This window comes from Nocardiopsis kunsanensis DSM 44524 (genome assembly GCF_000340965.1).
Classification (GTDB): domain Bacteria; phylum Actinomycetota; class Actinomycetes; order Streptosporangiales; family Streptosporangiaceae; genus Nocardiopsis; species Nocardiopsis kunsanensis.
In genome coordinates, this window is the sequence record NZ_ANAY01000001.1 from 105663 (window position 1) to 128459 (window position 22797).

At 70.0% G+C, this 22797-nt stretch carries 23 protein-coding genes; 13 read left to right on the forward strand and 10 right to left on the reverse strand.

Features of this window, described 5'->3' with window-relative positions; genetic code table 11:
- Nucleotides 1–125 precede the first annotated feature (125 nt).
- Nucleotides 126–995, forward strand: coding sequence for a hypothetical protein (locus D456_RS0100515; protein WP_017574191.1), 870 nt, complete (start codon nucleotides 126–128; stop codon nucleotides 993–995).
- A 54-nt stretch (nucleotides 996–1049) separates the two neighbouring features.
- On the opposite strand, the gene dapC is transcribed toward D456_RS0100515, so the two are convergent.
- Nucleotides 1050–2156, reverse strand: a complete 1107-nt coding sequence (gene dapC / locus D456_RS0100520) for a succinyldiaminopimelate transaminase (protein WP_017574192.1) — start codon at nucleotides 2154–2156, stop codon at nucleotides 1050–1052.
- A 223-nt stretch (nucleotides 2157–2379) separates the two neighbouring features.
- Entirely contained in the window at nucleotides 2380–2697 is a 318-nt protein-coding gene (gene fdxA, locus D456_RS0100525; RefSeq protein ID WP_017574193.1) for a ferredoxin, read from the reverse strand.
- A 183-nt stretch (nucleotides 2698–2880) separates the two neighbouring features.
- Between fdxA and D456_RS0100530 the strand changes: the two genes are divergently transcribed.
- From D456_RS0100530 to D456_RS0100540, 3 genes are all read left to right on the forward strand, one after another.
- Complete coding sequence (locus D456_RS0100530; protein ID WP_017574194.1) at nucleotides 2881–3123, forward strand: putative acetyltransferase; 243 nt, start codon at nucleotides 2881–2883, stop codon at nucleotides 3121–3123.
- A 157-nt stretch (nucleotides 3124–3280) separates the two neighbouring features.
- Nucleotides 3281–4636, forward strand: coding sequence for a hypothetical protein (locus tag D456_RS0100535; protein ID WP_017574195.1), 1356 nt, complete (start codon nucleotides 3281–3283; stop codon nucleotides 4634–4636).
- Between the two features lie 82 nt (nucleotides 4637–4718).
- The gene (locus D456_RS0100540) at nucleotides 4719–5738 is read left to right on the forward strand and encodes a site-2 protease family protein (RefSeq protein WP_017574196.1); all 1020 of its coding nucleotides are present in this window, start codon (nucleotides 4719–4721) and stop codon (nucleotides 5736–5738) included.
- 7 nt (nucleotides 5739–5745) lie between these two features.
- Here D456_RS0100540 and D456_RS0100545 read toward each other — a convergent pair whose 3' ends face one another.
- Both D456_RS0100545 and mshB read right to left on the reverse strand, forming a co-directional pair.
- Nucleotides 5746–6237: a hypothetical protein gene (locus D456_RS0100545; RefSeq protein ID WP_017574197.1), complete on the reverse strand. Its 492-nt coding sequence runs from the start codon at nucleotides 6235–6237 to the stop codon at nucleotides 5746–5748.
- Between the two features lie 36 nt (nucleotides 6238–6273).
- The gene (mshB, locus tag D456_RS0100550; RefSeq protein WP_193373791.1) at nucleotides 6274–7140 is read right to left on the reverse strand and encodes an N-acetyl-1-D-myo-inositol-2-amino-2-deoxy-alpha-D-glucopyranoside deacetylase; all 867 of its coding nucleotides are present in this window, start codon (nucleotides 7138–7140) and stop codon (nucleotides 6274–6276) included.
- 93 nt (nucleotides 7141–7233) lie between these two features.
- On the opposite strand from mshB, the gene D456_RS0100555 reads away from it, so the two are divergent.
- Nucleotides 7234–9432: a S9 family peptidase gene (locus D456_RS0100555; RefSeq protein ID WP_017574199.1), complete on the forward strand. Its 2199-nt coding sequence runs from the start codon at nucleotides 7234–7236 to the stop codon at nucleotides 9430–9432.
- 70 nt (nucleotides 9433–9502) lie between these two features.
- On the opposite strand, the gene D456_RS0100560 is transcribed toward D456_RS0100555, so the two are convergent.
- Entirely contained in the window at nucleotides 9503–11329 is a 1827-nt protein-coding gene (locus tag D456_RS0100560) for a serine/threonine protein kinase (protein ID WP_040698401.1), read from the reverse strand.
- 41 nt (nucleotides 11330–11370) lie between these two features.
- On the reverse strand, nucleotides 11371–13116 hold the full coding sequence (locus D456_RS23410) for a serine/threonine-protein kinase (protein ID WP_051049374.1): 1746 nt from the start codon (nucleotides 13114–13116) through the stop codon (nucleotides 11371–11373).
- 229 nt (nucleotides 13117–13345) lie between these two features.
- Between D456_RS23410 and D456_RS0100570 the strand changes: the two genes are divergently transcribed.
- From D456_RS0100570 to D456_RS27320, 7 genes are all read left to right on the forward strand, one after another.
- Nucleotides 13346–13744, forward strand: a complete 399-nt coding sequence (locus D456_RS0100570; protein WP_017574200.1) for a DUF3054 domain-containing protein — start codon at nucleotides 13346–13348, stop codon at nucleotides 13742–13744.
- Nucleotides 13745–13766: 22 nt separating this feature from the next.
- Nucleotides 13767–14156, forward strand: coding sequence for a hypothetical protein (locus D456_RS0100575; protein WP_017574201.1), 390 nt, complete (start codon nucleotides 13767–13769; stop codon nucleotides 14154–14156).
- Between the two features lie 21 nt (nucleotides 14157–14177).
- Nucleotides 14178–14888, forward strand: a complete 711-nt coding sequence (locus D456_RS0100580; protein WP_017574202.1) for a TrmH family RNA methyltransferase — start codon at nucleotides 14178–14180, stop codon at nucleotides 14886–14888.
- A 53-nt stretch (nucleotides 14889–14941) separates the two neighbouring features.
- Nucleotides 14942–15571, forward strand: a complete 630-nt coding sequence (locus tag D456_RS0100585; RefSeq protein ID WP_026115443.1) for a GNAT family N-acetyltransferase — start codon at nucleotides 14942–14944, stop codon at nucleotides 15569–15571.
- A gap of 115 nt (nucleotides 15572–15686) precedes the next feature.
- Nucleotides 15687–16331, forward strand: coding sequence for a GNAT family N-acetyltransferase (locus D456_RS0100590; protein ID WP_026115444.1), 645 nt, complete (start codon nucleotides 15687–15689; stop codon nucleotides 16329–16331).
- Nucleotides 16332–16413: 82 nt separating this feature from the next.
- Nucleotides 16414–16629, forward strand: coding sequence for an Arc family DNA-binding protein (locus tag D456_RS0100595; protein ID WP_083904464.1), 216 nt, complete (start codon nucleotides 16414–16416; stop codon nucleotides 16627–16629).
- Nucleotides 16630–16865: 236 nt separating this feature from the next.
- Entirely contained in the window at nucleotides 16866–17024 is a 159-nt protein-coding gene (locus D456_RS27320) for a hypothetical protein (protein WP_230479884.1), read from the forward strand.
- A gap of 83 nt (nucleotides 17025–17107) precedes the next feature.
- Here D456_RS27320 and D456_RS0100605 read toward each other — a convergent pair whose 3' ends face one another.
- The 3 genes from D456_RS0100605 to D456_RS26240 are packed head-to-tail and all read right to left on the reverse strand — an operon-like array spanning nucleotide 17108 to nucleotide 20454.
- Nucleotides 17108–17854, reverse strand: a complete 747-nt coding sequence (locus D456_RS0100605) for a succinate dehydrogenase/fumarate reductase iron-sulfur subunit (protein WP_017574207.1) — start codon at nucleotides 17852–17854, stop codon at nucleotides 17108–17110.
- A complete protein-coding gene (locus D456_RS0100610) occupies nucleotides 17851–19797 on the reverse strand; it encodes a fumarate reductase/succinate dehydrogenase flavoprotein subunit (RefSeq protein WP_017574208.1) in 1947 nt (648 codons plus the stop codon). The genes D456_RS0100605 and D456_RS0100610 overlap by 4 nt, the downstream gene beginning before the upstream one ends.
- Nucleotides 19798–20454, reverse strand: coding sequence for a succinate dehydrogenase cytochrome b subunit (locus tag D456_RS26240; protein WP_017574209.1), 657 nt, complete (start codon nucleotides 20452–20454; stop codon nucleotides 19798–19800). It lies immediately after the preceding gene.
- A gap of 131 nt (nucleotides 20455–20585) precedes the next feature.
- Between D456_RS26240 and D456_RS0100620 the strand changes: the two genes are divergently transcribed.
- The gene (locus tag D456_RS0100620) at nucleotides 20586–21605 is read left to right on the forward strand and encodes a LysR family transcriptional regulator (RefSeq protein ID WP_026115446.1); all 1020 of its coding nucleotides are present in this window, start codon (nucleotides 20586–20588) and stop codon (nucleotides 21603–21605) included.
- A gap of 407 nt (nucleotides 21606–22012) precedes the next feature.
- Here D456_RS0100620 and D456_RS0100625 read toward each other — a convergent pair whose 3' ends face one another.
- On the reverse strand, nucleotides 22013–22648 hold the full coding sequence (locus D456_RS0100625) for an MBL fold metallo-hydrolase (RefSeq protein WP_017574211.1): 636 nt from the start codon (nucleotides 22646–22648) through the stop codon (nucleotides 22013–22015).
- Nucleotides 22649–22797 lie beyond the last annotated feature (149 nt).

Here is a 22797-nt window from a genome sequence, read left to right on the forward strand (position 1 = left end):
ACTCGTCCCGGGTCCCGACTAGAATGCGGGCGCAGGCGCCCCGTGGCGCCACTCGCGGCCCACCCGCCCCCCCCTCCGCCGGAGGTGGGCCGTACCCGCCCCGCTCCCGACCTCTTGAGGCATACGTGCCCAGTAAGCGCCGCAGATTCTCTGCCTTCGTCAAGATCCTGTTCAGTGTCACGCTCGTGTGCGGTCTTCTGGTCGCCGCAGGGTACTACGTGCTGACCACGGTCGATCCGTTGGAGAAGGAGGAGGTCGAGCCGGGGTGCCGTCTGGACCTGCCGGAGGGCTCCTACGACATGCGGGTCTCACAGGCGGCCAACGCCTCGACGGTGGGCGGCGTCGCCTTCAGCCGCGATCTGCCGCCCGAGGCGGTCACCGTGGCCTACGCGACGGTGTGGCAGGAGTCGACCTTCCACAACGTGGAGCACGGCGACCGCGACTCCGTTGGCCTGTTCCAGCAGCGCCCGTCGCAGGAGTGGGGCGACACCGAGGAGATCCTCGACCCCGTCTTCTCCAGCCGGGGCTTCTACGACACCCTGGCGGAGGTCGGGGGCTGGCAGGACATGCCGGTCCACGAAGCCGCCCAGCAGGTGCAGCGCAGCGCCGACGGCTGGGCCTACGACCAGCACGAGCAGCTCTCCGAGGAGATGGCGGTGGTTCTCACCGGCACCGAGGGCCCGACGGCCACGTGCTGGTACGACGAACAGCGCCTGACCGACCTGCAGGAGACCGGGGCCGACCTGGAGGGCGCGCACGAGGAGTTGGAACGGGTGTTCGGCACCGACCCCGCGGACCTGCCCGTCGACAACAGCCCCGCCACCGGGGACCTCGGGTGGGCGATGGCGCTGTGGTCGGTCACGCACGCGGAGGAGTACGGGCTGACCTCGGTCGTTCACGACGGGTACCGGTGGACCGCCACCGACGGCTCCGACGAGGCCGAGGCGTGGCAGGAGGCCGCTGAGGACAACGGCGGGCAGATCGTCCTGAACTGACCGGGGCCGGCCGGTCCGGCCCCGGCGGGGCCGCGTAGGCCCGTGCGGCCCGGATCAGGCCAGACGGGCGGCGGCTTCCCGGACACGTTCGTCGGTGGCGGTGAAGGCGACCCGCACGTGCCCGGCTCCGGCACGGCCGTAGAAGTCGCCGGGTGCCACGATGACGCCGCGCTCGGCCAGGTGTCCCACGGCATCCCAGGCGTCCAGGTCCGGGTGGCTCGCCCACAGGTACAGGCCGGCCTCGGAGTGCTCGACCTTCCAGCCGGCGCCCTCGAAGGCGGCACGCAGGCGCGTGCGGCGGGCCCGGTAGCGTTCCTTCTGCTCATCGGCGTGGGCGTCGTCGTCCAGGGCGGCCCTCATCGCGGCCTGCACGGGCGCGGGAACGATCATCCCGGAGTGCTTGCGCACCTCCAGCAGCTCCCTGACCAGCTCCGGATCGCCGGTCAGGAACGCGGCGCGGTACCCGGCCAGGTTGGAGCGCTTGGACAGCGAGTGCAGGGCGAGCAGGTTCTCGTGGGAGCCTCCGCACACGTCCGGGTGCAGGATCGACACCGGTTCGGTCCCGTCCCACCCCAGGTCGAGGTAGCACTCGTCGGAGGCGACGATCGCGCCCCGCTCACGGGCCCACTGCACCACCTTGCGCAGGTGCTCCACCCCCAGGACACGTCCTGTGGGGTTGCTCGGGGAGTTGACCCAGACCAGCGACACACGGGCCGGTCCCAGAGACGCGAGCCCGTCGGCGGCGACCGGGTCGGCCCCGGCCAGGCGCACCCCCACGTCGTAGGTCGGGTAGGCCAGCTCGGGGTGGACGACGGTGTCGCCCTCCCCCAGTCCCAGCAGGGTCGGCAGCCACGCGACGGTCTCCTTGGAGCCGATGGTGGGCAGCACCGCGCCCTCGGCCACGTCCACGCCGTGGCGGCGGGACAGCCAGCCCTCGATGGCGGCACGTAGTCCCGGAGTACCCCACGTCTGCGGGTACCCGGGCGAGTTCGCGGCGTCGGCGAGTGCCCGTTGGAGCGACTCGGGGACCGGGTCGACCGGGGTGCCCACGGACAGGTCCACCAGACCGCCGGCGTGCGCGGCCGCGGTGCGCTTGTACGGGGCCAGCCGGTCCCACGGGAAGGTCGGGAGCCGGTCCGCCAACGGTCGCCGTTCGCCCATCGCTGATCACTCCATCCGGATCTCGACCGGCCGGTGCCGGCCGGGGCGCAGACGGGAAACGGGGTCGCGCCGGCCCGCGTGGGGACCGGCGCGACACACGTGCTCGGGGACACCCTCTGCGCCATAGGGGTGCCCCGGGGCGGGGACCGCTCAGGGCCGCGCCCGCCCCTCGTTGGGTGCGGCTACCGGTCAGGCCTGTCCCTCATCGGGTTCGGTCACCGGGTCAGGCCTGTTGCGGAAGCTTCGCGACGATCGGGTGGTCACTTTCGATCTTTCCGACCTTCGAGGCGCCGCCGGGGGAGCCCAGGTCGTCGAAGAAGTCGACGTTGGCCTTGTAGAACTCCGACCACTGGTCGGGCAGGTCGTCCTCGTAGTAGATGGCCTCGACAGGGCAAACGGGCTCGCACGCACCGCAGTCAACGCACTCGTCCGGGTGAATGTAGAGCATGCGCTCACCCTCGTAGATGCAGTCCACGGGGCACTCGTCGATGCAGCCCTTGTCCAACACATCAACACAGGGCTGCGCGATGACGTAGGTCACGTCGTACTCCTTGATCTCACCCCCGCCCTCCCACGGAGGAGAAGGCGGGGACCTTCGGGCCCCGGGCCCCAGGAACGGCGTGCGGGCGCCGCCCCTGCCGGGGTCCGCAAGCTATTGGCACAGATGTCGTACTCCTAGTATGGCTTCGGAGAATACTCGAAGCACAATCGGGGGGCGCGTTCCATGCATCTGTCCGGACGACTCGTCCACCGCATCGGTCCCGAGGACGTCGGAAAGCGGGTCACTGTGCGCATCCGCCTGCCGGAAGGGGGCTTCACCGATATCATCGGGGTGGTGGAGTCCTGGGAGGAGGGGGCCCTCACGCTCCGTCGGCGCGACGACTCCCTGGCCGAGGTGGCGGAGGACTCGATCGCGGCAAGCCGGATCGTCCCTCAGACACCTCCGAAACGCCGGGGACGCCCCTGAGCCACCAGGCATTCTTCTTTCCTGTCCGGGGTAGGGGAGGCACAGTCCCGCGGGCGAAGCCCCCTGCTCACCGCCTCGGGCATCCACATCGAGCTCCGCGTCCGCCGCGACACCGTGCGGCCCGGGCGCCAGTCACGCGGGGAGGTGGTGAACGCTCGTGCGTGAAGCGGTGACGTCCGCGTTGGCAGAGCTGGCACGACGGGACGAACAGGCCGCCGACATGGCGGGTCTGGCACTGGACACCCTCGTACCCGGGCGGAACCTGGAGCGGCTCACCCAGCACTCCGTTCAGCGCTTCTGCTGGTACGAGCTTCCGGTGCGCTTCCAGAACCACCACGACGACCAGCTGTTCGCGGCGCGTTCCCTCAGCAACCTGTTCTCGTTGCTGCAGCTCTACCAGTACGCACACATCTGCCGAGCACCGGAGACGCTGACCCTGTTGTCGGTCTACCGCGACGACCACGAAGCCGGCCTGGCCATGTTCGAACGCCTCATGTGGGAATCCGGGGTTGAGCCGCCCGATCTTCCGGAACTGACCTGGGGCACTGCCGTGGGCGACGCCGAGCTGCGGGCCCGCGCGGAGACTGCGGCCTCCCTGGAGCTGGCGATCTCACTGCGGGAAATCCGCCCCGGAAAACGCGGGTGGCGGCCGGCGCAGGAGCGCTTCGCCCGGTCCTTCCTCACCCAACCCGACGGCCACGGCCTCAGCCATCTGGACCGGGTACGCGAGGAACGTGTACGCGCCTGGCTCAACTCCAGCGCGCACCCCCACCGGTTGCGGCTGTGGCCCCTCGTGGGGCAGCTCATCGCCGGTACCGAGGCCCCGCGCTCCGCGGACGCCGTCCTGGCGCCGCTCCAGCGCCTCCTCGGTCTGGCCGCCGACGGGGTGCCGCTGACCCAGATCGGTTACATCTCCCCCAGCGTCGTACGGCAGATGTGTGAGGACTTCGGCTGGTGGACCAGCCCGCACCCGCCCCGGAGCGAGACGGACGTCACCCAGCTCATCGCGCTGCACCAGGTGCTGCGCGGCATGCGCGCGGTGCGCCGGGCGGGGCGGCGCCTGGTGCTGACCCGGCGCGGGCGCCGGCTGCGGGAGGACCCAGAGGCCCTCTGGGAAGCGGCCGCCGAGACCCTGTGCCGCACCGGGGGGCTGGAACAGGCTGCCGCGGAGACCCTCCTGGGGCTCCTCCTCATACACACGCCCCAGGGCAGCGGCTCACACGCCCGCCGTGCCGAACCGGACATCGAGGCCGCCGAACGGGTGCTCACCGAGACCGGCTGGAAACCCGTGGAGAAACCCGCGGGCCGACACGCTGCAGCGCACCGGCGCACCGCCGAGTCCGCCTCGGACCAGGTCAGGGCGATGGTGATGGCCACGGGATGGCTGTTGGAGGCGCTCAACCTCGTCACGGAGGAGGACTCGAGCGGACAACGGGACCTGACCTCCCCGGGGAGGGCCTTCGCGGTCGCGTGCCTGCACAAGTCCGCCGTGGCGCCACGCGCGGTGGTCTGAGGCTCACCCGCACCCGCTGCGGAGGGGTCACGCGCAGGGCCTAACCTGGAGCGCGGATCCATCCGCGACCAGCAGGAGCACCATGCCCACGCCCGACAAGCCCGACTCTCCCGAGGATCTGTGGGAGCGGATGCCCGACGACGCCGCGAACGTTCCGGATCTGGCGGGCGAGGGTTCGGCCGGGGAGGAGGCCGAAGGCACGGTGTCCGCAGGGTCCGGGGCCGGGGCCACCTCGGAGCGTGGGGCGGACGAAGGTACTGGGGCCACGGAGGCAGCGGAGGGCTCCGCTCCGGCGAAGGGCCGGGCCGGGGAAACCTGGACGGATTTCCTGCCCAGCCCCGTCCTCCTGTTCCTGCTCGGGTCGGCGGGATTCGCCGGATGGTTGTCCTGGACCGCCGTCGAGATGGACTGGGCCTCCGACGACACCGATGTCACGCCCCTGATCCCGCCGTTGCTGGTCCTCCTCGGGTGGCTCGTCTCGACCGCGGTCCACGAGTTCGCCCACGCGCTCGCCGCCTACCTTGCGGGTGACCGCTCGTTGCGCGGCTCGGGGTACCTGCGCCTCAACCCCTTCGCCTACCGGGAGACCTTCACCGGCACGGTCCTGCCCGTCCTCTACCTCGGTGTGGGCAGTTTCGGTATGAACGGGCCCGCCGGGTACGTCGACTGGGACCGGATCCCCACACGCGGTCGGCGTGCGGCCGTCGCCCTCGCCGGGCCGGCCGCGAGCCTGCTGCTGGCCGCGGCCTTCGGCGGAGCCGTCTCGATCATGGTTCCTCCGGGCAACGACACCACGAACTGGGCACTGGCCGCTCTTGCGTTCCTGTGCATGGCCAACCTGACGTCAGCACTGGTCAACCTGTTGCCGGTGCCGGGGCTGGACATGTTCGAGGCCCTGGCCCCGGACCGCCCGTGGGTGCGCAAGGCCCGCGTCAACCAGCTGTTCTTCTCCGTGGGAGTGTTCGCCGTGCTCGCGCTGCCGGGGATCAACACGTGGCTGCAGGAGACGGTGTTCGCCCTGTTCGGCCTGATCATGCCGAACCCGACCTTCCCCGGGACGGCCTTCCTCGGTCAGCTCCTCTGGCAGTTCTGGGCCTCCTGAGGCAGCGTCACCGGCCTGCGGCGGCCTCACCGGTCTCCGGCCGGGCGGGCTCGGCGACCGGAACCCGGGGGGAGGAACGGACCACGGCGGCGGCGAGGGCCACCATCGCGCCGATGAGGAACCCGTAGTGCACCATGTTGTCCTGCAACAACACGTCCCCGCCCGGCAGGTGGCTCGTCGCCGCGAAGAGCACCACGGCGAACCCGAGCGCGAACGCGACCACCACGGACTGGCGCCGCCCGCCCCAGGCCAGCAGGCGGCACAGGCAGTACAGCAGCACCACGAAGACGACGAGACCGGTGATCGCGAGCGCGGGCGCGGGCTGACCGCCGTCCCAGTACCGGGTCAACCATCCGGCGCTGACAGTGGACACCGTGCCCAGCACTGTCCCGAGCAGGAACACGACCACACAGGTGGCCCCCGTCAGTGCCGCGGACAGGGTCTCGGCGGGATCGGAGGACTTGCTCGGCCGGGGCTCTTGAGGCTCTGTGGTGGTCACGTGAACCGAGGGTAGGCGGTCACGGGCACCGGTGCCTCACAGCCCGGCGAACAGGTCCGTCTCGTACCCGTCCTCACCCGGCCGCACCGGCGGCCCGAGCAGCAGCGTGAAGTGCTCCACCGCATCCAGCCTCTGCGCGATGTCGTTGGACAGAGCGAACCGCTCCCCGTCCACCGTGATCTGTGTGGCGTGCGCACGCATGGCCAGCGCCTTGGCCGCCCAGTGCTTGCTCGCGTCGATGCGCGTCGTCACCTGCGGGTCCGGTGTTCCGCGTGCGATGTCGGAGACCGATCCGGGGGCGGTGAAGGGTCCGGGGGAAGCCTTCATGCTCCGCACCGTCTCCTCGATCTGCGAGATCGGCTGCGCGATGGCGTAGAGCTTCTCCACCTGCCACGGTTCCCCCGGCACCGACCGGTCCGCGGCCAGGTCCCAGGCCCTGCGTGTGACCCGGTGCGCCTGGATGTGGTCGGGGTGCCCGTAGCCGCCGTGTTCGTCATAGCTGACCAGCACATGAGGCCTGGTCTCCCGGATGATCTCGGCGAGCCGGAGCGCGGCCTCGTCGACGTCGGCGCCCCAGAAGGCCTCCGGGTGGTCGTTGGTCGGCCCGTCCATCATCCCGGAGTCGCGGTAGTGTCCCGCTCCCCCGAGGAACCGTTGGTCACGCACGTTCAGCGCCCGGCAGGCCCGGGAGAGTTCCTCGACCCGGTACTCGCCGAGGGCGTCGTCCCGGTCGGAGGCCAGGTGCGCCAGGTTCGCGGGGATGACCTCGCCCTCCTCGCCCAGCGTGCACGTCACCAGGGTGACCTGGGCGCCCTCGGCCGCGTACTTGGCCAGAGTGGCGCCGGTGACAATGCTCTCGTCGTCGGGGTGCGCGTGCACCATCATCAGTCGCCTGTCCATCACGCAGGGAACGATACCGTTCGGGCCGGTTCTTTCCGGACCGCAGGGTGCCCCGGCGCGGAACCCGTCCTCACCCGCGTACGACACAATCGCCGTATGAGTTTTCCTCGCCAACAGGCCCGAACCCAGCGTTTCACCATCGGGGTACCCCGTGGTTTCCAGGTCTCCGCCGACGGGGACCGGGTGACCTTCCTCCGCTCCCGTGACGGCTCGGACCCGGCCACGTGCCTGTGGATCCACGACACCGAGCGTGGCACCACCGAGATCCTCGCCGACCCGCGGGCCCTCGGTGCCGACGACGAGAACCTGCCCCCCGAGGAGCGGGCCCGCCGCGAGCGCCTGCGCGAGCACGGCGGCGGCATCGTCTCCTACACCGTCGACCGTGCCTTCACCCGCGCCGTCTTCACGCTCTCCGGCCGCCTGTTCCACGTCGACCTGGCCGGTGACGACCGCGAACCCCGCGAGCTGCCGGCCACCCAGCCCGTCGTGGACCCGCAGCTGAACCCGGCCGGCGACCGTGTCGCCTACGTCAGCGGCGGCGCCCTCAAGGTCATCGACATCTCCGACGCCGAACCCGAGAACGGTGACCGGGTCATCGCCTCTCCCGACGGCGAACACGTCACCTGGGGACTGGCCGACTTCGTGGCGGCCGAGGAGATGAACCGGTTCCGCGGTTTCTGGTGGGCTCCGGACGGTTCCTCCCTGCTGGCCACCCGGGTCGACGAGTCCGGTGTGGCCCGCTGGTACGTGGACGACCCGGCCTCCCCGGGGCAGGAGCCGACCGCGCTCCGCTACCCGGCCGCCGGCACCGGCAACCCGGACGTGCGCCTGGCCGTCCTCCCGGTCGTCCCGGCCGCACGGCAGCGGGCCGAGGGCGATCCGGCACCCGTCTGGGTGGAGTGGGACCGCGAGGCCCTGCCCTACCTGCCGACCGCGGGCTGGACGACCGGCCCCGACGGCACCCCGACGGTGGTCTTCACCGGGCAGAGCCGCGACCAGCGCACCCTGATCCTGTTCTCGGCGGACCCGGTGACCGGTCTCGTCGTGGAGACCCTCACCGAGACCGACGACGTGTGGGTCGAGCTCATGCCGGGCGTGCCCGACCACACCTCCTCCGGTGCCCTGGTGTGGATCGGTCGCGACGGCGACGGTGCTCGGCGCGTGTACGTGGACGAGGACCCGGTCAGCCCGGCGGACGTGTACGTGCGCGGTGTCGTGAGCGTGGACGGCCGGAGGATCCTGTACTCGGGTTCGCCCGCCGACCGTCCCGGCGAGGTCTCCCTGTGGCTGGTCGACCTGGAGAGCGGCCTGTCCGCCCCGGTCGACCTCACCGACACCGGCCCGTCCGACAGCGACGCACACGGCGGGCTCCGCTCCGGGCGCCTGCGCGGGGACACCCTCGTGCTCCAGCACCGGTCCATGGACCACACCGGTGTCCGCACCGTGGTCGTGCGCAACGCCAGCACGCAGACACGGCAGTCCCGGACCGAGATCGAGAGCTTCGCACAGGAACCGGACCTGCCCGAGCCGCGCGTGGAGTTCTGGCGTGCCGGGCAGCGCCGCATCCCCAGCGCCCTCGTGCTGCCGTCCTGGTACTCCGACGGCGACGGCCCGCTCCCGGTACTCGTCGCCCCCTACGGCGGCCCGCACGCGCAGCGGGTGCTGCACGCACGGGGCGCGTTCCTGAGCAGCCAGTGGTTCGCGGAGCAGGGCTTCGCGGTACTCATCGCCGACGGTCGTGGGACCCCGGGCGTGGGGGTGGAGTGGGAGCAGGACGTCCACCTCGACCTGGCCGGCCCCGTCCTGGAGGACCAGGTCGCCGCGCTGGAGGACGCCGCCGAGCGTTTCGGCTGCCTGGACACCTCCCGCGTGGGGATCCAGGGGTGGTCCTTCGGGGGATACCTGGCCACACTCGCGGTGCTGCGTCGGCCGGACGCCTTCCACGCCGCCGTGGCCGGTGCCCCCGTCATCGACTGGGAGCTCTACGACACCCACTACACGGAGCGGTACCTGGGCACCCCGGAGGGCGAGCCGAAGGCCTACGAGCGCAGTTCCCTGCTGGCCGACGCCGGTGGCCTGGAGCGGCCGGTGATGTTCGTGCACGGCCTCTCCGACGACAACGTGGTCTTCGCGCACACGCAGCGGATGTCGTCGGCGCTGCTGGCCGCCGGCCGCCCGCACACGGTGCTCCCGTTGTCGGGGGTGACGCACTCGCCCTCGGACCCGACGGTCGCGGAGAACCTGCTGCTGTTGCAGGTGGAGTTCTTGAAGGAGTGTCTGGGCGTGGAGGGGTAGACCCCGTGCCGCTCCCGCCTGCCGTGCGGCCGGTCTCCCGTGCGCGGGGTCCGGCCGCACGGCAGGCGGGTCAGAGGCCCGTGTTCGGGGGTCCGTCCGCGATCTCGGCCTCGTCGGGGAGCGCGAGGCTCACGGGTTCGCCGAACTGCTCGAACAGGACGTACTCGTTGGTGCGGTTCTCGAATGCCCCCTGTGCACCCTCGACCGTCCAGTTCTCGTGTGTGTGGAGAAGCTGCGGGTACCCGTCCTCCCCGACCCAGAGGTGGAAGAAGTGCTCGTCCGACTCCCCCTCCTCGATCGATGACGGGAGGCTTCCCGTGTAGTGGTGGCCCGCCGAGCCGGCCGAGCGCTCGTCGACCGTCTCGTGTTCGACGGCGCTCTCGGCCGCACCCACCTCGGTGACCCCTCCGTAGGTGACCTCCCGGGCCTGGTCCACCACCTCGGTGATCTGGACCAACCGGTCCTCCCACAGTTCACGCCTGGTGTCGTAGGCCTCGTCGGCAGGGTCTCGGTAGAAGGCGTCCTCGGCCCCCTCGTTCCTCATCCTGGAGTTGCGGACGACGTCGTCGGGTCCTTCACCGATCTCGATGATCTCGACCAGTGCGGGGCCGCCCAGATCGCTCTGCCAGTAGACGGGCTCGGGGTCCTCCGTGTAGGCGAACTCCTGCCACGGCGGATCCCCCATTTCTGTCCCGGACATGAAATAGGCGCTCTCGAAACTCGCCGCCCCGCGCGCGAGTGCGACCGCCTCCCGTGCGACGGCCACCGCGTCCTCGGGGGCGGACTCCACTGCGGGAACGTTCTCCTCCTCGTCCGCCGCGTCCCCGTCCGGGCCGTCACTCCCGGGCGCGAGGAGGGACCAGGACCCGATCAGGGCCAGGACCAGGAGGAGGGAGGCAGCCGCCGGGAGCAGGACGGGGCCCCGCCGGCGGCGCCGGACCTTCCTCGGTTCCGGGACCTCCACCCCGGACCACTCGACGGCGATCACCACCGTGGCCTCGTGCGCCGGTTCCTGCGCTCCGGCCCCCACCTGGGTCCTGGACCAGCGCCGGGTGAGTTCGTCCAGCGCCTGGGCCGCGGTCGGCCTCCGCGCGGGGTCGGGTCCGAGGCCGGCCCGGACCGGACCGAGGACCTCCTCCGGCAGCCCGGTCGGGTCCGGGGGCTCGTTCCGTGTCCGGTGGGAGACGACGTCGACCGCTCCCCTGCCGAAGGGTTCGCGGCCGGTGGCAGCGAAATACACCAGGGCCGCCCAGGAGAACATGTCCGAACTCGGCGAGGCCTCCGTGCCCTCGTACTGCTCGGGGGCCATCCAACCGGGGGTACCGATGATCCCGCCGGTCGAGGTCAGGGCCGTTCCCTCCAGGGCTCGGGCGATCCCGAAGTCGAGCACCTTCGGGCCCTCGGGGGACATGATCACGTTCCCGGGTTTCAGGTCACGGTGGACGACACCCGCTGCGTGGATCGCCCGGAGCGCCTCGGCGAGCCCGACGGCCACGGCCATGAGCATCCCGCCGCTCAAAGCACCCTTCTCACGGACGTGTCCGCGCAGGGTCGGGCCGGGAACGTACTCCGTGGCCAACCACGGGGTGGCAGCGGACAGGTCGGCGCCGTGGAAGTCCGGGGTGCAGGAGGCGTCGACCCGCGACACCAGGTCGATCTCACGGCCGAACCGGGCCAGGAACTCCGGGTCCAGGGCGAAATGGGGGTGCACGACCTTGAGCGCCGACCGTCTTCCGTCCTCGGCGATACCGGCGTACACGGCCCCCATGCCTCCGGCACCGATCCTGCCCACGACCGTGTAGGGGCCGAGGGTTCTCGGGTCCGTGTCGGCCACCGGTTCGACACCCGGTGGGAGCCGGTCCCGGTCGAAGGGTTCGGACGAGGGGGATCGAGCCATGCTCGGGCCTTCCATGCAGGGGAGCGGTGGGGTCGAGCTGTTCAGGTGCCGTCGAAGATGCAGCTGTTGCGGGGCACACCGTCGGAGGAGGTCGTGTCGTGCGGGAAGAGGACGGTGTCCGGTCCGGACACCTCGCCGAGGTGGCAGACCCCTCCCGGATAGTCCAGGTCCCGGACCTGCCCGTCCTCGCGCACTTCCTCCGGCGCGTAGTAGACGACACCGTCGCCCGTGGTGGAGAAACTCATCGAGTACCTGCGGGTCCCGCTGTCCGGTGACATCGCGAGGTTCGACTGCACCGGCTCCTCCCACCGGAGCAGTTCGATGTGGTCCTGGCCGGGGGCGATGCGCTCCGCCCAGCCGAAGTCCGAAGGACGCACGTGGACGGAACCGAAGTCGAGCAGGTACTCGAGCTCGACCTTCACGCTCTGGCGGGACTCCCAGCTGTCGCCGCCGTAGACATCGATCCGCAACTGGTCGAGCTGCTCCCCGCCGTCCTCGGAGACGAGCGAGCGGACGAGGGTGGTCCCGTCCCCGGGGACCGGTTCGACCACGACGGTGCCGCTCTCATAGAGCCCGCGGTACTGGTCGGGGACGTCCTCGGGGATCTCCGTGGCCCGTTCCCGGTCCTGGTCCCCGGTGCCCTGGCTGTTCCGACCGTCCGGGGGCGTCTGTGGGACCGCCGAACCGCCGTCCGCACGCCCGGCCCACATCCCGAGCCCCACTGCGGCCAGGAGTGCGAGCGCCAGCGCACCCGCGCCGAGGGCGAGTCCCCGGCGGTGGCGGCGCACCCACGGCTCCTTCGGGGGCGCGTGTGCGATCCACCGGTCGATCTCAGCGCCCACCGCGCTCCCGGACCTCTCCGGCCCCGCTCCGGGGCCCGCCCCCGACCGCACGGGCGACCCCTGCCAGGCCTGGCCCATGGCGAACGTGACGTCGACCCCACCGTCCGGGGCGGCCTCCTCGGGGACGAGTACCGCGAGCTCCCGCATGAGTGCATCCGCTCGCGGGCGCCGGTCCGGGTCCTTGGCCAACGCCTGTTCCAGGCTCAGCGCCAGGGCCCCGGGGACACCGTCGAGGTCGGGGGCCCCGCCCAGGACCCGGGTGACGACGGCACCGGTGCTGCCGCTCCCGAACGGTTCGCGCCCGGTCGCGGCGTGGGCGAGCAGGCAGGCCCAGGCGAACACGTCCGAGTACCCTGTGGCGTCCTCACCCCTGTACTGCTCGGGGGCGATCCATCCGGGGGTGCCGACCACACCGCCGGTCCGGGTCAGCGCGGTCTCCTCCACTGCCCGGGCGATGCCGAAGTCCAGCACCTTGGGCCCGTCCGGCGCCAGGATCACGTTGCCGGGTTTCAGGTCGCGGTGCACCACTCCGGCCGCGTGGATCGCGGTCAGCGCTTCGGCCGTCCCGAGGGCGAAGAGGACGAGTCCGGTCTCCCGCAGCGGACCGTGGTCCCGCAGGTGTTCGGCCAGGGTCGGCCCGGCCACGTACTCGGTCGCCAGCCACGGCACCTCGGCGCGTGTGTCGCTCTCGAGGAACCGCGGCACACATGCGGCCCGCACCCTCCGCACCAGGGCCACTTCGCGTGCGAACCTGGTGCGAAACTCGGCGTCGGAGGCGAAGACCCGGTGCACGGTCTTGACGGCCACTCGCCGGTCCTCGTCGTCCAGCGCCGCGTAGACCACACCCATCCCGCCCGACCCCAAGCGCCCCACCAGACGGAACGGTCCCACCCGGCGCGGGTCACGCCCGTCCAAAGGCTGCACACCGGGGGGCAGCGACGGCATCGGGCCTGCGCCCTCGGGGGAAGGGGGAGGGGAGAACATACGGAACCGTTCTGTCGCGGGGACTGAGCGCCATCGTACGTAGGAGGCGTTCGGAGCGGGAAACGTTCGGGGAAGGAGATCCTCGGCTCCGGGCGTGCGCACCTCCGCGGCTCCGCCGAAGCCGGAGGCCGGGTCCTCCTCCCTGCGGCCCTGGTTCGGGGTTCCGGAATGAGCGTTCTAGCCTGGGCGTATGCGTTCGTATACGGTGCCGCTCGCCTTCGCGGCCGACTTCCTGTGTGTGCTCGTCTTCGTCGTGCTCGGCAAGGTCGATCACGAGACCGGGACAGCCCTGGGCGCGGTCGCGGGCACCGCGTGGCCGTTCCTGGGCGGACTGGTTCTGGGATGGGTGGTCACCCTGGCCTGGCGCATGCCTGTCCGCATCTGGCCATCCGGGATGTTCGTGTGGGCGGTCACCGTCGCGGGCGGCATGGTGTTGCGCCTGCTCAGTGGCGAGGGAGCGCCCACGAGCTTCGTCGTGGTGACGGCATCCTTCCTCGCTGTGACCATGCTCGGGTGGCGCACGATCGCTCGCGTTGTCTCCCGCAGGGGCCACACGGGCGCGCGTTCGGGGCAGACTGGGACGAGTTGATCCCTCACATCTGGAGGAGACCGTGTCCGATCCGGCCGGCATCGCCATCATCACAGCCATCGCCACCGGTACCGTGCAGAAGATCAGCGACTCCGTGTCCGACAGCACCGCTGAGGCCTTCAAGTCCCTGTGCAAGAAGGTCTTCGCCCGTTTCCGCGGCCTCCCGGAGGCCCAGGAGGCCCTGGACGGGGTCCGCCTGGACAGCGAGGACGGCTCCGCCCTGGAAGCGGTCGCCGACCACCTGCACCGTGCCGAACAGGAGGATCCGGAGATCGCCCGGCTGATGGCCGAGCTGCGCCGGGCCGTCGAGGACCGGGGTGCAGACTCGGTGGTCAACACCGTCCACGGCGGGGTCTCCGACGAGGCGAAAGTCGTCCAGGGCCGGGACTTCCACGGTGACCTCCGACTCTGATGATTCCGTAAGCTGGTTGTGATGAACGAGCCACCCGCACCCGAACCCGACCCGCCCTCCACGGCCAATGGTGAGGACGAGGCACGCGAGGTCGGTGTGGGCCCGTGGGTCGGCCCCTGGCCCGAGGGCGACCACTACGACCCCGAACTCCTGGCCAAGGGCGACCGCCGCAACGTCGTCGACCAGTACCGGTACTGGCGCCGCGAGGCGATCGTCGCCGACCTCGACACCGTGCGCCATCCGTTCCACGTCGCGGTGGAGAACTGGTCGCACGACTTCAACATCGGTTCGGTGGTGCGTACCGCGAACGCGTTCAACTGCGCCGGCGTGCACATCGTCGGCCGCCGTCGGTGGAACAAACGCGGCGCCATGGTCACCGACCGCTATCAGCACGTGTACCACCATCCCGACACCGCTGCCCTGCTGGAATGGGCGTACCAGCGCGAACTCCCCCTGATCGGTGTGGACAACCTCCCCGGTGCCGTGCCGTTGGAGAGCCATCCCCTGCCGCGGTCGGTCGTGCTGGTGTTCGGTCAGGAAGGCCCGGGGCTGTCGGAGGAGGCGCGCCGCGACTGCGAGGCCGTGCTCTCCATAGCCCAGTTCGGGTCGACCCGCTCGATCAACGCCGGTGCAGCCGCGGCGGTCGCCATGCACGCCTGGGTGCGGGCGCACGTGTTCGACCAACCCGTGGACGGGACGCCCTCCCGGAGCGGGTTCCCCACCTTGTCGTGATCCGAACGTGATCTACCATGGGCGGAGCCGCCCCCGAGCCCGGAGAGTTCCTCATGAGCGTCACCGTGACCGCGTCCGCCCGCCCCACCACGATCGATGACGTCCCCTCCGTGGCCCGGGTCCTGAGCCGGGCCACCCACGGCGACCCGCTCTTCCAATGGCTGTTCCCCGAGACACGGACCCGCCTGGCCAGGATCCGCCGCTTCCACGCCATGGCTGCCGGGTTCGGGTACGTGCCGTACGGCGACGTCCGGGTCACCGAGGCCGCGGAGTCCACGGCCGGTGAGTCCGTGGTGCGGGCGGCGGCGCTGTGGGCCCCGGCCGAGAGCAACCCCGAGGGCCCACTGGTCTCCCCCCGCCTGTGGCCGCACTGGGGGCCGCTGCTGGGACGCGGACGCGTCGCCCCCTTCGTGCGGGTCTTCGCGGAGTGGAAACTGGCCGCTCCGCAGGAGCCCCACCTCTACCTCGCCGCTCTGGGTGTGGATCCGGTGGTCGCCGGTACCGGCATCGGTGGCGCCCTGCTCTCGCAGGGCCTGGACCGTGCTGACGCCGAAGGGATGCCGGTCTTCACCCAGACCATGAACGACAAGGCCCTCGGGTTCTACGAGCGGTTCGGCTTCGAGGTGGTCCGTGAGGTCGACCACCTGGAGGGCGGCATCACCCACTTCCTCCAGCGCGGCTGAGCCCGGAGGGCCCCACTTCCCCTCGTCCCGGAGCGCGGCTGCACGGTGCACGGCCGCAGGCGGACCCCTGACCTACCATGAGCGACATAAGGCCACGTCAGAGAGGTTTCCGCTCATGAGTCACGCGGCAACGGCCCCTACCGTGCGTTCAGCGACGGCGGAGGACGTCCCCGGCATCGCCCGGGCCCTCGGTCTCGCGTTCTGGGACGATCCCCTGTACCGGTGGCTGTTCCCGGACACCATGACCCGCCGCGCCCGAACGGTCCGTTTCCATGCGCTCTTCGCCGGGTTCGCGTACGTGCCCGACGGGACCGTGGACGTGGTCCAGGAACAGGTGGAGTCGCCGCCGCACCCGGTCGTGCGCGGGGCCGCGTGGTGGGACGCACCGGGCCACGACGCGGAGTCCCGTCCGTCGTTCCTGCTGCGCAGCCTCCCGCATCTGGCCGGGTTGGTCGGCCTCTCCCGGCTGCCGGCGGTCTCGCGGTACTTCGCGCGGGTGGGCGAGGCGCGTCCGAACGAACCGCACTGGTATCTGGCCGCCTTGGGCACCGACCCGGTGGCGCAGGGGGCCGGTGCGGGTTCGGCGCTCATGCGTACCGGGCTGGAGCGCGCCGATGCCGACGGGCTTCCCGTCTTCCTGGAGACGATGAACCCCGACAACCTGCCCTTCTACGAGCGCCACGGGTTCCGTGTCACGAAGATCATGGACGAGACCGGGACCCCCACCGCCTACAGCATGCTCCGCCCGGCCGGCTCCTGACCCAGGATCAGATCCGAGACCCACCCGAAGAAACCATATAACAGCACCACATCACGACCCCAGGATTATGTATCACGGAGTCATGAGTGCAACCCAACGCAGTGTGAACCTGCGCCTTGGAACAGACACGCACGAGAGGCTCAAGGCAGCGGCGGAGGAGGACGGCAACAGCGTCAACACCGAGATCTCCAACGCCGTCACCGATTTCCTCGAACGTCGTCAGACCCAGAGGGGCATGGCGCGGGTGAAGGAAACCATGGCACGAGACTCCAGCCTTCTCGCACGGCTCGCTGAGTGATCGGCGGGACACGGCGAAGTACCCCACTGTTGACGAACTCCGCCAGATCGCCGAGCCGGCACTGCCGTCAGTTTCCTTCCGGGACGCCGGTCAACTCCATGCGGCTGCGCAACGCCCGCAGGCCACCGCTCTCCAGGAGGAGGCGTACCCGGATCCGTGGCAGAAGGCGGCCGCACTGATGCAGAGCATCGTCATCGGCCGCTTTCCTGGCCGATGGCAACAAGCGTTTGGCCTGGTTGAGCACGGACGCATTCCTCAGTCTCAACGGTGTGGACTTCCACTGCACCGTTGAGGACGCTGCTTACGACCTGGTCATCGCTGTCACTACGGGTGAGCTGGCGGACGTGCCCGGGATCGCCGACAGACTCCGCAAACTCGCGCCAGAACACGGATGAGCGGATCCGAGCGAGGTGACGACAGAGGGCCGCGCCCCCTCCAAGGGGAGCGCGGCCCTCGTCGTGTCCAGGTGGGACCGGTACTAGCCGATGCCCTTGCTGAGCGAGCCCAGCAGGTCCTGGTTGAGCTGGGAGATCGTGTCCAGCGGGATGCCCTTGGGGCAGACCGCGGCACACTCACCGATGTTGGTGCAGCCGCCGAAGTCCTCGGCGTCCTGCTGGTTCACCATCTGCACCACACGGGAGGCCCGCTCGGGCTGGCCCTGAGGGAGCATGCCCAGGTGCGTGACCTTGGCTGCGGTGAACAGCATGCTGGAGGCGTTCGGGCAGGCCGCCACGCAGGCGCCGCAGCCGATGCAGGTCGCGGCGTCGAACGCGCGGTCGGCATCCGGCTTCGGGATCGGGTTGGCGTGGGCGTCCGGCGCGGTACCCGTAGGGGCGCTGACGTAGCCGCCCGCCTGGATGATGCGGTCGAACGCGCCGCGGTCGACGACCAGGTCCTTGACGACCGGGAAAGCGCTGGCCCTCCACGGCTCGACGGTGATGGTGTCGCCGTCGTTGAAGCTGCGCATGTGCAGCTGGCAGGTGGTCGTACGCTCCGGACCGTGCGCCTCGCCGTCGATCACGACACCACAGGCGCCGCAGATGCCCTCACGGCAGTCGTGGTCGAACGCGACCGGCTCCTCACCCTCCAGGGTGAGCTTCTCGTTGAGGACGTCGAGCATCTCCAGGAAGGACATGTCGGGCGAGACGTCCGTGAGCTTGTAGGTGACCATCCGGCCTTCGTCGTCACGGCCCTTCTGGCGCCACACGCGCAAGGTGATGTTCACTTGTAGCTCCGCTGCTTCATCTCGACGTACTCGTACTCCAGGTTCTCCTTGTGGAGTACGGGCTTGCTGTCATCGCCACCGAATTCCCAGGCCGCGACATAGGCGAACTCGTCGTCGTGTCGGAGTGCCTCGCCGTCCTCGGTCTGGCTCTCGGCGCGGAAGTGGCCGCCGCAGGACTCGCGGCGGTGCAGGGCGTCGATGCACATGAGCTCGCCCAGTTCGAGGAAGTCGACCACACGGCCGGCCTTCTCCAGGGCCTGGTTGAGCTCCTCGTTGGTACCGAGCACCTTGACGTCGCGCCAGAACTCGGCACGCAGGTCGCGGATGAGCTCGATGGCCTTGCGCAGGCCCTCCTCGGTGCGCTCCATGCCGCAGTACTCCCACATGATGCTGCCGAGCTCCTTGTGGAAGGAGTCGACGGTGCGGGAGCCCTGGATGGAGAGCAGCTTGTCGATGCGTGAGGTGACCTGCTCCTTGGCTTCCTGCGCGTCCGGGTGGCTCTCGTCCATCTTCTCGAACGGGCCCTGGGACAGGTAGTCGTTGATGGTGTTCGGCAGGACGAAGTATCCGTCCGCCAGACCCTGCATCAGCGCGCTGGCGCCCAGGCGGTTGGCGCCGTGGTCGGAGAAGTTGGCCTCACCGGTGACGAAGAGGCCGGGGATGGAGCTCTGCAGGTCGTAGTCGACCCAGAGCCCGCCCATGGTGTAGTGCACCGCCGGGTAGATGCGCATCGGAACCTCGTAGGGGTTCTCGCCGGTGATGCGCTGGTACATGTCGAAGAGGTTGCCGTACTTGGCCTCGACGGCCTCCTCGCCCATGCGCTCGATGGCGTCGGCGAAGTCCAGGTACACGCCCAGACCGCTGGGGCCGACACCGCGGCCCTCGTCGCAGACGTTCTTGGCGGCGCGGGAGGCGATGTCACGCGGCACCAGGTTGCCGAAGGCCGGGTACTTGCGCTCCAGGTAGTAGTCGCGCTCGTCCTCGGGGATCTGGCGCGGGTCGCGCTTGTCCCCCTTCTCCTTGGGCACCCAGATGCGGCCGTCGTTGCGCAGCGACTCACTCATCAGGGTCAGCTTGGACTGGTAGTCGCCGCTGACCGGGATGCAGGTCGGGTGGATCTGCGTGTAGCACGGGTTGGCGAAGTGCGCGCCCTTGCGGTGCGCACGCCAGGTCGCCGTGACGTTGCTGCCCATGGCGTTGGTGGACAGGTAGAAGACGTTCCCGTACCCACCGGTCGCCAGGACGACGGCGTCGGCGAAGTGCGTCTCGATCTCACCGGTGAGCATGTCGCGCACGATCACGCCGCGGGCCTTGCCCTCGGAGACGATCAGCTCGAGCATCTCGTGGCGGGTGTGCATCTGGACGCTGCCGGCCGCGATCTGGCGCTCCAGGGCCTGGTAGGCGCCGATCAGCAGCTGCTGGCCCGTCTGGCCCCGGGCGTAGAAGGTGCGGGAGACCTGGACACCGCCGAAGGAGCGGTTGTCGAGCAGGCCGCCGTACTCACGCGCGAAGGGCACACCCTGGGCGACGCACTGGTCGATGATCTCGACACTGGTCTGGGCCAGGCGGTACACGTTCGACTCGCGCGAACGGAAGTCGCCGCCCTTGACGGTGTCGTAGAACAGACGGTGGATGCTGTCGCCGTCGTTGCGGTAGTTCTTGGCAGCGTTGATGCCGCCCTGCGCGGCGATGGAGTGCGCGCGCCGCGGGCTGTCCTGGTAGCAGAACGTGGTGACGTTGTAGCCCGCCTCGCCCATGGTCGCGGCGGCGGAGGCGCCGGCCAGGCCGGTGCCGATGATGATGACGGAGAGCTTGCGCCGGTTCGCGGGGTTGACCAGCTTGGCCGAGAAACGGCGCTGGTCCCAGCGCTCGTTGATCGGGCCCTCGGGGGCCTTCTCGTCCCGGATCGGGTCGCCCTCGATGTAGAGGTCGTTCTCAGACAATTAACTCACCAGTCCAAAGGTGACCGCCAGGGGCGGAAGCAGGAAACCGACGGTCACGATCAGCGCGATGCCGGTGGCCACCGTGTTGAGCACGGGCTGCCGGTTGGCCTGGTTCACGCCGAGCGTGGCCAGACCGCTCCAGATACCGTGCCGCAGGTGGAAGCCGACCGCGATGACGGCCGCGATGTAGAAGAGCGTCACGAACCAGAACTGGGGCTGGAAGCCGTTGACGAGCCGCTCGTAGGGGCTGTCGGAGGCACCGCCCGGCGAGATGACGTTCACCGCCAGGTGCAGGACGTGGAAGATCACGAAGAGCGCGATCAGCACGCCGCCCCACCGCATGGTGTAGGAGGCATAGGTGCGGTGCACCCGCTTCTTCACCTGGTACCGCTGTGACGCCGGCCGTGCCCGCCGTGCGCGGAGCCACAGACTGACGGCCGCGTAGATGTGGATCAGGACGCTCGCCAGAAGGACGAGCCTGAAGAGCCACAGGAAACCGCTCTCGGGCAGCAACGGTTCACCCAGCTCGCGGAGGCCGTGGGCGTAGCCGTCGAAGGCCTCCTGGCCCGAGAAGACTTTCAGGTTGCCGTACATGTGCACGATCAAATACAGCACGAGGATCGCACCGGTGACCGCCATCGCTGCCTTGAGCGCCACCGTGGACCCGTAGGCCGTAGACCGCTTCTTGGTCAAGGTACTGTTCGCCACAACCTGTCACTTTAAATTCGCGTTAAGCCCGGCGTCCAAGTCATGGTGGCCCTGGTGTCGATAGCCGTAGGCTATGAAGTATGCAGTTCCAACAGCTCGCATACTTTCTCGCCGTGGCCCGCACACGCCATTTCACCCGCGCAGCCGAGGTTTCCGGTGTTGCACAGCCGAGTTTGAGCAAACAGGTCCGTAGCCTCGAACGGGAGTTGGGCGCACCGTTATTCAGTCGTGCCAGGGGAAACATCACACTCACCCCGGCGGGTGAGGCACTGCTTCCCCTCGCGCAACGCATGCTCACCGACCTGGAGACCGCCCGCCGTGAAGTGGCGGAACTGGCCGGAGTACGCCGTGGCCGGGTGCGGCTGGGTGCCACACCGTCCCTGTGCGCAGGCCTGCTCGCCGACGTACTCTCCGATTTCCATACCCGCTTTCCCGGCATCGAACTCCACGTCGAGGAGAGCGGCTCCCGCGACCTGATCAGGGACCTCGGCCGTGGCGAACTGGACCTGGCGCTGATCATCCTGCCCCTGCAGAGCAGCGACCCGGACTTCATCACCACACCGATCCTGCGCGAGAGCCTCGTAGTGGCCAGCTCGATGGCGGACCCCTCCCCCAACGAACGGGCGTCGATGCGCATCACCGAGCTGCGCGAACGCCCCCTGGTGATGTTCCGCCGCGGCTACGACGTGCGCGAGGCGACCCTGCGGGCCTGCCGGGCCGCAGGGTTCGAGCCCGCGTTGGCGGTCGAGGGCGGGGAGATGGATGCGGTCCTGCGCTTCGTGGAGGTCGGCCTGGGCCTCGCCGTGGTGCCGAGCATGGTGCTCAAGAACCGTCCCGGTCTGCGGGGGACCCCGTTGGCGCGGCCCCGTCTCCTGCGCACGGTCGCCCTGGCGCGCCGGAGGGACGTGGAACCCTCCCACTCGGCGGAGGCCTTCCGGCGGCACCTGAACACCTACCTGCTGGAACTGCCCCCGGAACAGCTCGGCCCGGACCTGGAGGTACTCATCTCCGCCGTGGACGCCGGTGCTCCCGAACGGGGCCGGTTGTCACCGTCGGAGGACACGGCCGCCGAGTGGGAACCTCCCGAGCATTCCGGGTGAGGGCCTCCTGCGCCGCAGAAGGCCCTTCGGAATTCCGCGGCCCCTTGCACAGCAGGGCCCCCTGCTCTCCGACATTTTCCTCCGCGGAGAGCCCCGGCCCGGCCAGAAGGCAGAAGGGCCCGAACACCGTCCTGGTGTCGCACTTCACATTCTTGCCGAGGTTTTCCCGGGCTCCGTACTACGACCGTGCTCACCGGGTTCCACCGCGGCCTTCCGGAACACTCCGCCGGGAGGGGGCTCCACGGCAGCGGCCGCGCGAAGCCCGCACCCCGGGCGCCTGCGCAGACGGCATCCGGTCCGGCCGGTCAGCACACGCACCTGCCGCACCGGAACACACCTGGTGCAGGTGCAGGTCAACGGGACGGTGAAGCCATCGGCAGAGTTCGATCTGCGCCTCTGACCAGGGGTCAGAACCCTCGGCTGGCCCAGACCTCGAGGTTCTCGGTCGCTTCGGCGACGGTCGTGGATTCCCCGTGCCCGGGGTGGACGACGGTCTCGCCGGGCAGGGACACCAGGTGCTCGCGGATCGAAGCGATGATCCGCGGGAAGTCGGAGGAGGCCTGCTCCGTTGCGCCCGGACCGCCGGGGAACAGGGTGTCACCGGTGAAGACCGTCGAGAGCTCCGGCGCGTACAGGCTGACCCCGCCCGGGGTGTGTCCGGGGGTGTGCAGCACCTGCAGCTCCACGCCGCCCGCGCGCAGTACCTCCCCGTGCAGGAGCGGGGCATCGGGTTCGCGACCCGGGTGCACGCGGTGCCACAGCTCGGTGTCGTCGGGGTGCAGCAGGATCGGTGAATCGGTGAGGTCGGCGAGGCCAGCGGCGGCGTTGACGTGGTCGCTGTGCCCATGAGTACAGACGATCGCCATGAGTTCACGGTCGCCCAGACCACGTGCGATCGCCTCGTGGTCGTGCGAGGCGTCGATGACAACGGCGTTCTCGTCGTCGCCGACGATCCACACGTTGTTCTCCACATCGAACTCGACGCCCTCGAGGCTGACCACACCCGAGGTTCGCAGACGCTCGACAGGGGAAGGGGAGTCCACTCTCTCACCACCAAGAAACGTCTCACGGTCGGACACGGCGCGGGAAGAGCCTATCCCGCGAGCCCCGTCGATACGTGCGTGTCGGGTAAGAGCAGAGTTTGACTTTGTGGATTTTCGAACATTTCGGAACCCGAACCCATGTGGAACGA

What these genes read in the sequence shown, in the direction of transcription:
- D456_RS0100530 (WP_017574194.1), top strand. Translation starts at nt 2,881, where the DNA reads ATGCATCTGTCCGGACGACTCGTCCACCGCATCGGTCCCGAGGACGTC.
- D456_RS0100590 (WP_026115444.1), top strand. Translation starts at nt 15,687, where the DNA reads ATGAGTCACGCGGCAACGGCCCCTACCGTGCGTTCAGCGACGGCGGAG.
- D456_RS23410 (WP_051049374.1), bottom strand. Translation starts at nt 13,116, where the DNA reads ATGCCGTCGCTGCCCCCCGGTGTGCAGCCTTTGGACGGGCGTGACCCG.
- D456_RS0100580 (WP_017574202.1), top strand. Translation starts at nt 14,178, where the DNA reads ATGAACGAGCCACCCGCACCCGAACCCGACCCGCCCTCCACGGCCAAT.
- D456_RS0100540 (WP_017574196.1), top strand. Translation starts at nt 4,719, where the DNA reads ATGCCCACGCCCGACAAGCCCGACTCTCCCGAGGATCTGTGGGAGCGG.
- D456_RS0100595 (WP_083904464.1), top strand. Translation starts at nt 16,414, where the DNA reads ATGAGTGCAACCCAACGCAGTGTGAACCTGCGCCTTGGAACAGACACG.
- D456_RS0100555 (WP_017574199.1), top strand. Translation starts at nt 7,234, where the DNA reads ATGAGTTTTCCTCGCCAACAGGCCCGAACCCAGCGTTTCACCATCGGG.
- D456_RS0100620 (WP_026115446.1), top strand. Translation starts at nt 20,586, where the DNA reads ATGCAGTTCCAACAGCTCGCATACTTTCTCGCCGTGGCCCGCACACGC.
- D456_RS0100560 (WP_040698401.1), bottom strand. Translation starts at nt 11,329, where the DNA reads ATGGCTCGATCCCCCTCGTCCGAACCCTTCGACCGGGACCGGCTCCCA.
- D456_RS0100585 (WP_026115443.1), top strand. Translation starts at nt 14,942, where the DNA reads ATGAGCGTCACCGTGACCGCGTCCGCCCGCCCCACCACGATCGATGAC.
- D456_RS0100570 (WP_017574200.1), top strand. Translation starts at nt 13,346, where the DNA reads ATGCGTTCGTATACGGTGCCGCTCGCCTTCGCGGCCGACTTCCTGTGT.
- dapC (WP_017574192.1), bottom strand. Translation starts at nt 2,156, where the DNA reads ATGGGCGAACGGCGACCGTTGGCGGACCGGCTCCCGACCTTCCCGTGG.